The following is a 12249-nucleotide window of genomic DNA, read 5'->3' on the forward strand; positions in this document are numbered from 1 at the left end:
TGTTTTGGCGCGGGCAGGGGGCCAAGTCAATCGGCCGGGCAGGTGTCCGGCCGATCCGGGGCCTTAATAACCGACCGTGGCAGCCCCCGCCCGGCGCGGATCGGATGCGCCCAGCAGATAGCCGCTTGCGGGGTCGCGCATCACCGACTGGGTGGAACCCATGACCTCTTGCAGGGATACGTTATGGCCTTTGCCTTGCAGCAGGCGGATGGTGTCGATGCCGATGCCTTCTTCGATGCGCAGTTCGTCGGGCAGCCATTGGTGATGGATGCGCGGGGCGGCGCTGGCCTCGGCCACGTTCATATCGTGGTCGATCATGTTCATCAGCACCTGCAAGACCGTGGTGATGATCCGCGCCCCGCCGGGCGAGCCGGTCGCCAGCCAGATCTCACCATCCTTTTTGACCAGAGTCGGTGTCATCGAGGACAGCGGCCGCTTGCCCGGTTCGACCGCATTGGCATCGCCGCCGATCAGACCATAGGCATTCGGCACCCCCGGCTTGGCCGAGAAATCGTCCATTTCGTTGTTCATCAGAATGCCGGTGCCATCCGCCACCAGACCCGAGCCATAGGAAAAGTTGATCGTATAGGTGTTAGAGACCGCATTCCCATGCCGGTCGATGATCGAATAATGCGTGGTCTGATCCGATTCATACGGGGCCAGGTCCGCCGGTGCGATCTGTTCGGATGGCGTGGCGAATGCCTGCCGGATCTTGCTGCGCATATCGGCGGCATAATCCTTGGAGATCAGCTCGGCCACCGGCACATCGACGAAATCGGGATCGCCCAGATATTCCGAGCGGTCGGCATAGGCCAGCTTCATCGCCTCGGCCATCAGGTGAAGCGTTTCGGCTGAACCCGCGCCCAATGCGCCGATGGGATAGCCCTCAAGCGCATTCAGGATCTGGATCAGATGCACCCCGCCCGATGAGGGCGGCGGCATCGAGACGATCTCGTAGCCGCGATATTCGCCCGTCACCGGCTCGCGCTTGATGGCGCGGTAATTCGCCATGTCATCGGCGGTGATCTGCCCGCCCGCGGCCTGCACCGCATCCGCGATGCGCTGCGCGACCTCGCCGCGATAGAAACCGTCGGGGCCTTCATCGGCGATGGTTTGCAGCGTGCGCGCCAGATCGGCCTGCACCAGAGTATCGCCGGGGCGGTAAAAGCTGCCGTCCTCCTTATAGAAAATCGCCGCCGCCGACGGGTATCGGGTCAGCCGTTCGTGCATCGCCTCAAGGCTGTCGGCAAGGTCGGGGGTGACGGTGATCCCGTCTTCGGCCAGTCGGATCGCGGGGGCGATCACCTCGGCCCAGGGCATGGTGCCGAATTCGTCCAGCACCATCTTCATCCCCGCGACCGTGCCCGGCACGCCAGCGGCTGCGCCGGTATAGCGCGACAGATCCGCATCGGCATTGCCCCCGGCATCCAGAAACATATCGCGCGTCGCCCCGGCAGGTGCCATTTCGCGATAGTCGATGGCATGGGTCTGACCGCTTTCGGCGTCATGAAACAGCATGAAGCCGCCGCCGCCGATATTGCCTGCGCGCGGCAGAGTCACGGCCAGCGCAAAGGCAACCGCTACGCCCGCATCCGCTGCATTACCGCCTTTGGCCAGAATCTCGCGCCCGATTTCGGCCGCGACCCGTTCCTGCGCCGAAACCATGCCGTTTTCCGCCCAGACCGGATGAATCCGGTCCATGCCGGAATAGATCGCCGCCTCTTGCGCGAAAGCCGCTGTGCCAGCCAGTGCCGCCGCCAGACCCCAGGCGCCAAGCCGCGCGGCCAAATGTTTGCCTGCCATCCCTTATCCCTCCGTTGTTATCAACCAAGGGTAGCACAGGGGGCGCCGGATTGGGAACCACGCCGGATCATGTGAACAAAGGCGCGAGCTGCCCCGCGCCCTGTTCATCCCCGGCTTATTGCTGCGGCAGCATCGGTTCGGGGTTGGGCGTGTCGGCGGTCCGTTCCGGCAGGATCGGCAGCGTCACCTCGGGCCGTTCGCCGGTCAGCGTGTGCAGGAAGGCCACGATGTCATCCGCCTGTTCCGGCGTCATTTCCGTGCCAAGCTGCGAGGTGGACATGATCTTGACCGCCTGTTGCAGATCCCAGACCTTGCCCGAATGGAAATAGGGCGCGGTCAGCGCGATGTTGCGCAAGGGTGCGGCGCGGAACACATATTCGTCGCTGGCGGTGTTGGTCACGTTAAAGCGGCCCGGATCGTTTTCGGGCAGAATCTCGGCCCCCGGATTTTCCAGCACGCCAAACGGGAAATAATCCTGCCCGCCCACGTTGATGCCGCTGTGGCAGGTGACGCAGCCGGTTTCGACAAAGGCTTGCAGCCCGCGTTTCTGCTGTTCGTCCATGGCGCTGTCGTCGCCGGCCATGAAACGGTCCAGCGCCGAATTGGGCGTAATCATCGTCGCTTCGAACTGCTCGATCGCATGGGCGAAGTTGTCAAAGTTGATCGGGTCGTCCTGATCGGGAAAGGCGGTGGCGAAGGCCTCGACATAGCCCGGCATGGATTTCAGCGTGGCAACGACGACATCCGGGGTGTTGTGCATTTCCACGCTGGCCTGAACCGGACCTTTGGCCTGTTCGGCCAGATCGGGGGCGCGACCATCCCAGAACTGCGCGATGTTGAACACGGCGTTGAACACGGTCGGCGCATTGCGCGGGCCTTTCTGCCAGCCGTGACCGATGGACACCTCCTGGTCGTCGGTGCCGCCCAGACCCAGCTGGTGGCAGGTCTGGCAGGAAATCAACTGCGAAGACGACATGCGCGGATCGAAATACAGCATCTTGCCCAACTGGATTTTTTCCTCGACCAGCGGGTGGCCTTGGGGCGCCTCATCCGAGATGCGCAGCGGCTGCGGTTCCTGCGGGATGGGGTCGAAATTGGCGATGGCCAGATCGCGCAGCGCGGCGTCATCCATCGCCGCCTCTTGCGCAAAGGCAGGCATGGCCAGTGCGATTACGGTGCCGGTCAGCAGCATGGCTCTGAGGTTTGTCATGGCTGTCTCCTGTCAGACTGGGGTATGCCCGGTTATCGCTGCGGTTCGCATGATGACCGGACGGCTCATACCGACCATGATAAAAGGCGATTCTGACACACACCTTAAGCTGGATCAAAAATGGCCCTGGAAGACGCGAAAAATCAGACCGACCACGCCTTTACCCGGCAAAACCTGCGTGGCCTCAGCTTCGAGAACGCTTTCGCCGGGGCCACCAGCTTTTTGCGCAGGCGTTACAGCAAGGATCTGAACGGGGTTGATGTCGCCGTGACCGGCATTCCCTTCGATCAGGCGGTCACGCACCGGCCCGGCACCCGCTTTGGCCCCCGCGCCATCCGCGAGGCATCGACGCTGCAACCCTATGACCCGCCCTACGGCTGGGGCTTCGATCCGCTGTCGGTGCAGACGGTGGTGGATTACGGCGACATGGCCTTTGACTATGCCGATACGCGCGGCGTGCCGGGGCGGATCACCGATCATATCGCCGGCATTCTGGCGGCGGGCGCGGTGCCGGTTACGCTGGGGGGCGATCACTCGATCACGCTGCCGGTCCTGCGCGCGGTGGCGGCCAGCCACGGCCCGGTGGCGCTGATCCAGTTCGACGCCCATTCCGATTCGTGGCCCGACGACGACCCCGACCGCATCGACCACGGCACATTCCTGTATAAAGCGATCCGCCAGGGCATCGTGGACCCGGCGGCATCGGTCAGCATCGGCATCCGCACCGACAACCCCGACACGATGGGGGTAACGATTCTCGATGCCCCCTTCGTCCATACGCAGGGCGTGCCCGCCACGCTGGACGCCATCCGCAAGATCATCGGCACCCGCCCGGCCTATATCACCTTCGACATCGACGCGCTGGACCCGGCCTTTGCCCCCGGCACCGGAACCCCGGTCTGGGGCGGGCTGGCCTCGTGGCAGGCAGCGGCGATCCTGCGCGGACTGGCGGGCATCACCCTGCTGGGCGGCGATGTGGTCGAGGTCTCGCCCCCCTATGACACCACCGGCGCAACCGCGATTGCAGGCGCGCATGTGGCGATGGAACTGATCGCGCTGGCAGGCTGGCACAAACGCTAAAGCCGCCGCTCAACCCGCGTGACAGCCGCGGCTGTCGCAAGGCGCCCCGGCCCGTTCGGTCATGCCGTAATCCCGCAGCACCCCGGCCACCCGCAGGCGATAGCCGGCGAAAACATGGCTGCGCCCGGCGGCCTGAACCTTGCGATGCCGGGGCAGGTTGCGCCACGCGGCCACGGCACCCTCATCGCGCCAGAATGACAGCGACAGGATCTTGCCGGGGTTGCTCAGGCTCTGGAACCGCTCGATCGAGATAAACCCCTCGATCCCGTCCAGCAAAGGGCGCAGCCGGGCCGCATGATCCAGATATTCATCCTGCGCCCCCTCTGCCGCCTCGACCTCGAAAATAACCGCAATCATCGGCGCAACGCCCCCGCTTCCTGTTTGCCCAAATACGCATCTTGGGGCACCCCGGCCGCCCCCCTGACAACCGCCGAACCCGAACGACCATCCCTATAACAAAAAACCCGGCAAATGCCGGGTTTTCCGTTCGCCATGGCCGGGGCAGGCGTCAGACCACGCCCAAGGCCCGCATGGCATCCGCGACGCGCACGAAACCGGCGATATTCGCGCCCAGAACGTAATCGCCCGGCGCGCCATAATCCTCGGCGGTGGCGGCGCAATCGTCGTGGATGGTCTTCATGATCTCGTCCAGACGACCGGCGGTTTTCTCAAAGGTCCAGCTGTCGCGGCTGGCGTTCTGCTGCATTTCCAGCGCGGAAGTCGCCACGCCGCCCGCATTGGCGGCCTTGCCGGGCGCATACAGAACCTTTGATTCCTGGAACACCTCGATGGCCTCGGGGGTGCAGGGCATGTTCGCGCCCTCGGCCACGACCTTGACGCCGTTCTTGACCAGCTTTTTCGCATCCTTGCCGTGCAACTCGTTCTGGGTGGCGCAGGGCAGGGCGACCTCGCATTCCACATCCCAGACAGAACCGTCCTTGATATATTGCACGCCCTTGCCGCGTTCTTCCTGATAGGCCGACAGACGCTCGCGGCGGACTTCCTTGATCTCTTTCAGCAGGTCCAGATCAATGCCGTCCTTGTCCACGATATAGCCGCTGCTGTCGGAACAGGCGATGACCTTGGCGCCGTATTCCTGCAATTTCTCGATCGCATAGATGGCGACGTTGCCGGAACCGGACACGATGCATTTGCGCCCCTCCAGCCCGTCCTTGCGGGTTTCCATCATGTGCCGGGCAAAGGCGGCGGTGCCATAGCCGGTGGCCTCGGTCCGGGCGCGCGACCCGCCATAGGACAGCCCCTTGCCGGTCAGAACGCCCGCTTCGTATTTGTTGGTCAGCCGCTTGTAGGCACCGAACATATAGCCGATCTCGCGCCCGCCCACGCCGATGTCGCCCGCCGGAACGTCGGTATATTCCCCGATATGGCGGTGCAGCTCGGTCATGAAGCTCTGGCAGAATCGCATGATCTCCAGATCCGATTTGCCCTTGGGGTCGAAATCGGAACCGCCCTTGCCGCCGCCGATGGGCATCCCGGTCAGCGCGTTCTTGAAGGTCTGCTCAAAGCCCAGAAACTTGATGATGCCCACATTCACCGAAGGGTGAAAGCGGATGCCGCCCTTATAGGGGCCAAGCGCGCTGTTGAACTGCACGCGAAAGCCACGGTTGATGTGGACATTGCCCTTGTCGTCCAGCCACGGCACGCGAAAGATGATCTGCCGTTCGGGTTCGCAGATGCGCTCGATCAGGGCCATGTCGGCATATTCGGGATGTTTGGCGACCACGCGGTTCAGGCTGTGCAGAACCTCGTCCACGGCCTGATGAAATTCGGGTTCACCGGCGTTGCGGCGATGGACCTCGGCCTGAATGGCCGCGAGACGTTCGGTAAGCTGTGGCATGACATCCCTCGTTTGCGTATAATTTCAGCATTTCTTAAGACGATTGTGCGCGGATGTATAGCAGGCGGCGAATGCTGCCGGGCCTGCGCGCCTATTGACCGCCCGCGCCGGGCGGGGCAAACCCGCGTCATGCTGCCGCAGGACCGCCTTGACCAGATCGCCGCCCGTTTCGAATATCTCGAAGCGCGGCTGAACGATGGCCCACCGCCCGATCAGATCGCCGCGATCAGCCGCGAATATGCGGAACTGAAACCCGTGGTCACACAGATCGCCGCCTTTCGCGCCGCGCAGGACGATTTGACGCAGGCACAGCAGATGCTGGCCGACCCGGAAATGCGCGAACTGGCGCAGGATGAACTGGCGCGGCTGCATGTCGAACTGCCCGCGCTGGAACAGGCGCTGCGAATCGCGCTTTTGCCGCGCGATGCCGCCGACGCGCGCCCGGCCATTCTGGAAATCCGCCCCGGCACCGGCGGCGAAGAGGCGGCGCTGTTCGCGGGCGATCTGCTGGCCATGTATCGCCGCCACGCGGAATCGCAGGGCTGGACGTTTCAGATGCTCGACCTGACCCAGACCGAACTGGGCGGCGTGCGCGAGGCCGTGGCCCGGATCGAGGGCGAGGGCGTCTTTGCCCGGCTGAAATACGAATCGGGCGTGCATCGGGTGCAGCGCGTGCCCGAAACCGAATCGGGCGGGCGCATCCACACCAGTGCCGCCACCGTGGCCGTCCTGCCCGAGGCGGCGGATGTGGACATCGACATCCCCGCCAGCGACATCCGCATCGACACCATGCGGGCCTCGGGCGCGGGCGGGCAGCATGTGAACACCACCGATTCGGCGGTGCGGATCACGCACCTGCCCACCGGCATCATCGTCACCAGCAGCGAGAAATCGCAGCATCAGAACCGCGCCAACGCCATGGCGGTGCTGCGCGCGCGGCTGTATGACGCCGAACGCCAGCGCGCCGATGCCGCCCGCGCCGCCGACCGCAAATCGCAGGTCGGCAGCGGTGATCGCAGCGAACGCATCCGCACCTATAACTTTCCGCAAGGCAGGATGACCGATCACCGCATCAACCTGACGCTTTATGCGCTGGACCGGATCATCGCCGGCGACCTGACCGAGATCATCGACGCCCTGACCGCCCACGATCAGGCCGCCCGTCTGGCCGAGGCCGACGGCGCATGACCCTCACCATCCGCGCCGCGCTCGAGGGGGCGGCCCGCGATCTGCGGGCGGCGGGCGTGGCCGATCCGATGGGCGACGCCCGGCGGCTGATGGCGGCGGCGCTTGGGGTCGATCCGGGGCGGGTGCTGCTGATGGCGGGCGACACCCTGACGCCCGATCAGCAGGCCCGGTTCGACGGTTTCGCGGCGCAGCGCGCCGGGCGACAGCCGGTGGCGCAGATCACCGGCACCCGCGCCTTTTGGAAGCATGATTTCCACGTCACCCCCGACACGCTGGACCCGCGCCCCGAAACCGAAACGCTGGTGGCGGCGGCGCTGGACCGGCCATGGCGCAGCGTGCTGGACCTTGGCACCGGCACCGGCGCGATCCTGATTTCGCTGCTGGCGGAACGGCGCGGGGCGCACGGGCTGGGGGTCGATCTGTCGCCCGCCGCCTTGCAGGTCGCGCAGGGCAACGCCGCCCGCATCGGGGTGAGGGCGGATTTCGCGCCATCCGACTGGTTTTCCGCCGTCAGCGGGCGCTTTGACCTGATCGTGTCGAACCCGCCTTATATCGCCGCATCCGAGATGCCCGGTCTGTCGCCCGAGGTGCGCGACTGGGAACCGCATCTGGCGCTGACCGACGGGGCCGACGGGCTGGGTGCCTATCGCGCCATTGCGGCGGGGGCGGCGGCGCATCTGACGCCCGGCGGCGCGGTGCTGGTGGAAATCGGTCCCACGCAGGCGGCGGCGGTGTCGGCGCTGTTTGCCGCAGCCGGGGCCAAGGCGCGCGTGCTGGCCGATCTGGACGGGCGCGACCGTGTTATTTTGGCCGAGTTCCCGGCGTGATTGCGGCAAAATCGCGTCATTTGGCGGCTTTTTGTCACTTTTGCGCTTGTCAGGGGCGTGGATGCGTGATTATTCGCCCTTGTGACGGGGGCCGCAGGGTGCCCGCACGGGTCAGCCGCACAAGCCGCAGATCAGCCGGGGGTTTACGCCCCGCCCGAGGGTTAAGGCAGGCTGCAATTCACTTGGCGCGATGATCCCCACCATCCAGCCATGATCTGGAACCATCGACAGACAGACTGATGAGATCATCGAAATCCCGTTCGCGTAACAAGTCGAACCGTCAGCGTTCACTGGGCAATATCGTCAACCGTGTGTTCGATTCGTCCGGCCCCGAAGGCAAGGTTCGCGGCACTCCGCAGCAGATAATCGACAAATACCTGGCCCTGGCCCGTGACGCGCAACTGTCCAACGACCGCGTGGCCGAGCAGAGCTTTCTTCAGCATGCCGAGCATTACACCCGGATGCTGGGCGAGGCGCAGCGCGAAATGGCCGAGCGTCAGCAGCATAATCAGCCGCAGGGGCGCGAGGACGACCGCGAAGGTGCCAGCAATGGCAACGGCCAGCAGCAGGGCCATCAGGGTCAGCAGCAGGGCCGCGATCAGCGCGACGATCGCCGTGATGACAGGCGCGACGATCAGGCCGAAGCGCAGCCCGCGCCGCAACAGCCCGCGCCGCAACAGCAGCCCCGGTCGCAGACGGCGGGTCTGCCCGATGCCGTCGATGCGGGCGAGGTCAGCGAGGCCGGCCCCGTCGCCACGCCCGAAACCACCCCGGACCCCGTGGCCGAGGCGCCTGTCCAGCAGGAACGCCCCCGCCGCCCGCGCGCCCCGCGCAGCGCCACGCCGCGCCCCCGGCGCCGCCGCGATGATGCGGGCGAAGGCACCGCAGACAACAACCCCACCCCGGCAGAGGGCGGCGAACCCGCCTGAGACCCGTCCGATCCGACAATCAGGGCCGCCCGCCGGGGCGGCCCTTTTGTTATGCGGTGTGGTTTACATTCCCCATCGTGGCGCTGTGCCGCAGGCAGATCACCTACGCGACCGGGGGCGGCTGAATCGCCTGATGGATGCGCGCGGGCGGGGCCACCGCGCCTGCGCCGCGTCCCGCACCGGCCCATCTCCCCCCTCAGCCGCCCTTAACCGGGCAATCCTGACCCGCCGGTTTCAGCAGCCGGGCCAGAGTGCAAAAGGCTTCCAGTCCGATTTCCTCGGCCCGTGCGGTGGGTGGGATACCGGCCTGTTCCAGCAGCGATTCGATGTCGGGGTGCAGCCCGCGCAGGCTGGCGCGCAGCATCTTGCGCCGCTGGCCAAAGGCGGCGGCGGTGATCCGCGACAGGGTGGCCGCATCGGCGGGATAGCGCGGCGCGGGCAGGGCGGTCAGGTGGACGACCGCCGAATGCACCTTGGGCGCGGGGGTGAACGCTTCGGGCGGCAGGGTCATGGCGATGCGCGCATCCGCCCGCCACTGCGCCAGCAGCGCAAGGCGGCCATAGGCTTTGCTGCCCGGCGTGGCAACGATGCGTTCGGCGACCTCTTTCTGGAACATCAGCGTCAGCGATTCCCAGAACGGCGGCCAGTCGCGCGGGGTCAGCCAGCGGATCAGCAATTCGGTGCCGACATTATAGGGCAGGTTGGCGGCAATGCGGATCGGCGGGGTCAGATGCGCCAGCGGGTCGATCTCCAGCGCATCGCCATTGATGACCGTCAGCCGCCCCGGATAGGCCGCCGCGATTTCCGCCAGGGCTGGCAGGGCGCGGGCGTCTTTTTCGATGGCCAGCACATGCCGCGCCCCCTGCATCAGCAGCCCGCGCGTCAGCCCGCCCGGACCGGGGCCGATTTCCAGCACGTCGCAGCCGCCAAGCTCGCCTGCCTGCCGCGCGATCTTGGCCGTCAGGTTCAGGTCCAGCAGGAAGTTCTGGCCCAGCTGCTTTTTGGCGCGCAGGTCGTGGCGGGCGATCACCTCGCGCAGGGGGGGGAGGTTGTCGAGGGTGGTCATCCTTGCCCCCCAAGGTGCGTATTTGGGCAAACAGGAAGCATCACGCGCGGTTCCGGGCCATATCCGCCGCCATTTTCAGCGCCGCGATGGCCGAGGCGGTATCGGCGCCGCCTGTGCCCGCGATGTCGAAGGCGGTGCCGTGATCGGGCGAGGTGCGGATGAACGGCAGCCCCAGCGTGACATTGACGCCGCCCGCGAAATCCAGCGTCTTGATCGGGATCAGCGCCTGATCGTGATAGGCGCAGATCGCCGCGTCATAGCGGGCGCGGGCCGGGGCGTGGAACATGGTATCGGCGGGCAGCGGCCCGGCGAGGTTCAGCCCTTCGGCTTGCAGGCGGGCGATCAGCGGGGCGATCATATTCTGTTCCTGACGGCCCATCGTGCCGCCTTCGCCCGCGTGCGGGTTCAGCCCGGCGATGGCGATGCGCGGGTTCGGGATGCCGAAATCGCGGATCATCGCGGCATGGGTGATGCGGATGCTGCGTTCCAGCAGGTCAGGAGTCAGCGCGGCGGGGACATCTTGCAGCGGGATGTGGATCGTTGCCGGAACCACGCGGCAGGGCGGGCTGACGGTGGTCGAGGCCAGCATCATCGCCACATCCACTCCGCCCGCCAGATAGGCGAGGTATTCGGTATGCCCCGGAAAGGCAAAGCCCGCGCCCTGTTTCAGCGCCTGTTTGTTGATCGGCAGCGTGGTGATGGCGGCGGCTTGCCCGGTCATCACCAGATCCACGGCGCGGGCGATCACGTCGATCACGCCTTGTGCATTGGCCGGGTCGGGTTGGCCCGGCGTGGCGGGGGCGGCGAAATCGTGGCGCAGCACCGGCAGGTGGCCTGCGGGCACCGGGTCGCCGGGGGCGGCGATTTCGTGGGCAGGCGTGCCCGGCGGCAGGTGGCGCGGGTCGCCCATCCAGACGAAATCCACCCCGCAGCCCAGGGCGCGGGCGGCGATTTCCGGCCCGATGCCTGCTGGTTCGCCGCAGGTCAGGATGATGCGGCCGGCCACCTTACGGGCGCCGGATGACGGCATCGGCGCGCAGTTCGGCCAGATAGGCGTCGGCCATGATGTTGATCTTTTGATTGAACAACTGGTCGCGCACCGCCGCGCGATCGGGCAGCGCGGTCGGGTTGGCCCCGGCCACGCCCGCCTCGACCCCGTCGGGGGGCAGGGCGGTGGTGGCGACCTGATCCTGCGCCAGCAGCGCGGGCTGGCGCGAACACAGCATGATGATGTCAACGCCCACGCCGGTGTTCACCGTCGCCGTTTCGTTCGCGTCCAGCGCCGCCAGCTGCGCCGCGACCAAGCCCGGAATCGCCCCTTGCGAGGCGGTCTGTCGCTGGGTTGCCCCGGCCCCGCGCGCCTGAAGATCGTTGCAGGTATCGACGCGCGCGGCGATCTGGGCGGCATCGGCTGCATCGGCCACGCGCAGAACCGCGTAATCCAGCACCTGTTCGCGCGCGCCGGGTCGCAACTGCCCCTGCGTGTCGCGCAGCATCAGCAGCACCACCGCGCCGGGCACGTTCAGCGGCTGCGTCATCTGGCCGGGCCGCAGCGAGGTCACGATCTGGCGCAGCGCCGGGGGCAGATTGTCCAGCACCACCCATTCCAGCCGCCCGCCCCGGCTGGCGGTGCCGGAGGCGGAATAGCGGCGGGCGGCGGCGGCAAAGCCCGCCTCGTCCGAGGACGACGCCAGAATCTGCTGCGCCCGCGCCTGCGCCGCGCCTTCCTGCCCCTCGGGGGCGGGGATGACGATTTCCGACAACAGCACCCGGCTGATGATCGGGGTCTCGATTTCCCGCGTCAGCGCGCGGTCAACCTCGGCGTCCGAGATGCTGACGCCCGGCACGATGCGGCGGCGGATCACCTCGCGCCAGACGACGCCGGCGGTGACGAAATCGCGGTAAGCCTGCCGTTCCACCCCGGCGCGGCCAAGGGCGGCGGTGAATTCGGCGCTGCTCATATTGGCGCGGCCGGCGAATTCATCCAGCCCGGCCTGAATATCTTCGTCCGAGGGGGTGATGCCCATCTGCCGCGCGGCGGACATCTTCAGCCGGTCGTTGACCAGTTCCGTTTCGGCCCCCGCCGGGGTGGCATCGGGCGCCTGAAGCAGCTGCATAAAGCGCAGGCGCTGATCCAGCTCGTATCGGGTGACGGCCTGATCGTTGATGTAAACCAGCGGCGAAAAGGCGTTCTGCGCCGAAACCGGCAGGGCCAGCGGCCCAAGGCCAAGGGCCGCAGCAAGCGCGATGCCGGAAAGAAACTGCCGCATGATCTGGTCTCCGAAAGT

Annotated in this window: 11 protein-coding genes; 4 read left to right on the forward strand and 7 right to left on the reverse strand. The window is 66.5% G+C overall.

From position 1 onward, the window contains the following. Positions 1–63 precede the first annotated feature (63 nt). A complete protein-coding gene (gene ggt, locus Q4G14_RS11800) occupies positions 64–1803 on the reverse strand; it encodes a gamma-glutamyltransferase (RefSeq protein WP_303361951.1) in 1740 nt (579 codons plus the stop codon). Positions 1804–1918: 115 nt separating this feature from the next. Further along, on the reverse strand, positions 1919–3013 hold the full coding sequence (locus Q4G14_RS11805; RefSeq protein ID WP_303361952.1) for a cytochrome-c peroxidase: 1095 nt from the start codon (positions 3011–3013) through the stop codon (positions 1919–1921). A 120-nt stretch (positions 3014–3133) separates the two neighbouring features. Between Q4G14_RS11805 and speB the strand changes: the two genes are divergently transcribed. After that, positions 3134–4093 carry an agmatinase gene (speB, locus tag Q4G14_RS11810; protein ID WP_303361953.1) on the forward strand — a complete coding sequence of 320 codons (960 nt, stop codon included), beginning with the start codon at positions 3134–3136 and terminating at the stop codon, positions 4091–4093. Between the two features lie 9 nt (positions 4094–4102). Here the strand turns inward: speB and Q4G14_RS11815 are convergent, their stop codons facing one another. After that, complete coding sequence (locus Q4G14_RS11815; RefSeq protein ID WP_303361954.1) at positions 4103–4450, reverse strand: antibiotic biosynthesis monooxygenase; 348 nt, start codon at positions 4448–4450, stop codon at positions 4103–4105. A 151-nt stretch (positions 4451–4601) separates the two neighbouring features. Continuing rightward, the gene (gene gdhA / locus Q4G14_RS11820; RefSeq protein ID WP_303361955.1) at positions 4602–5951 is read right to left on the reverse strand and encodes an NADP-specific glutamate dehydrogenase; all 1350 of its coding nucleotides are present in this window, start codon (positions 5949–5951) and stop codon (positions 4602–4604) included. Between the two features lie 129 nt (positions 5952–6080). On the opposite strand from gdhA, the gene prfA reads away from it, so the two are divergent. From prfA to Q4G14_RS11835, 3 genes are all read left to right on the forward strand, one after another. Continuing rightward, on the forward strand, positions 6081–7139 hold the full coding sequence (gene prfA, locus Q4G14_RS11825; protein ID WP_303361956.1) for a peptide chain release factor 1: 1059 nt from the start codon (positions 6081–6083) through the stop codon (positions 7137–7139). Further along, the gene (prmC, locus tag Q4G14_RS11830) at positions 7136–7966 is read left to right on the forward strand and encodes a peptide chain release factor N(5)-glutamine methyltransferase (protein ID WP_303361957.1); all 831 of its coding nucleotides are present in this window, start codon (positions 7136–7138) and stop codon (positions 7964–7966) included. Before prfA ends, prmC begins: the two co-directional genes overlap by 4 nt. Before the next feature lie 239 nt (positions 7967–8205). Beyond that, complete coding sequence (locus Q4G14_RS11835; RefSeq protein WP_303361958.1) at positions 8206–8895, forward strand: DUF4167 domain-containing protein; 690 nt, start codon at positions 8206–8208, stop codon at positions 8893–8895. A 196-nt stretch (positions 8896–9091) separates the two neighbouring features. Here Q4G14_RS11835 and rsmA read toward each other — a convergent pair whose 3' ends face one another. From rsmA to Q4G14_RS11850, 3 genes are read right to left on the reverse strand one after another with little or no spacing between them, the layout of a single operon-like run. Further along, positions 9092–9961, reverse strand: coding sequence for a 16S rRNA (adenine(1518)-N(6)/adenine(1519)-N(6))-dimethyltransferase RsmA (gene rsmA, locus Q4G14_RS11840; RefSeq protein WP_303361959.1), 870 nt, complete (start codon positions 9959–9961; stop codon positions 9092–9094). A 40-nt stretch (positions 9962–10001) separates the two neighbouring features. Next, positions 10002–10967, reverse strand: a complete 966-nt coding sequence (pdxA, locus tag Q4G14_RS11845) for a 4-hydroxythreonine-4-phosphate dehydrogenase PdxA (RefSeq protein WP_303361960.1) — start codon at positions 10965–10967, stop codon at positions 10002–10004. 1 nt (position 10968) lies between these two features. Further along, a complete protein-coding gene (locus tag Q4G14_RS11850; RefSeq protein ID WP_303361961.1) occupies positions 10969–12231 on the reverse strand; it encodes a peptidylprolyl isomerase in 1263 nt (420 codons plus the stop codon). Positions 12232–12249: the final 18 nt, after the last annotated feature.

The sequence above is a fragment of the Paracoccus sp. (in: a-proteobacteria) genome, assembly GCF_030538755.1.
In the GTDB taxonomy this organism is placed as follows: Bacteria; Pseudomonadota; Alphaproteobacteria; order Rhodobacterales; family Rhodobacteraceae; genus Paracoccus.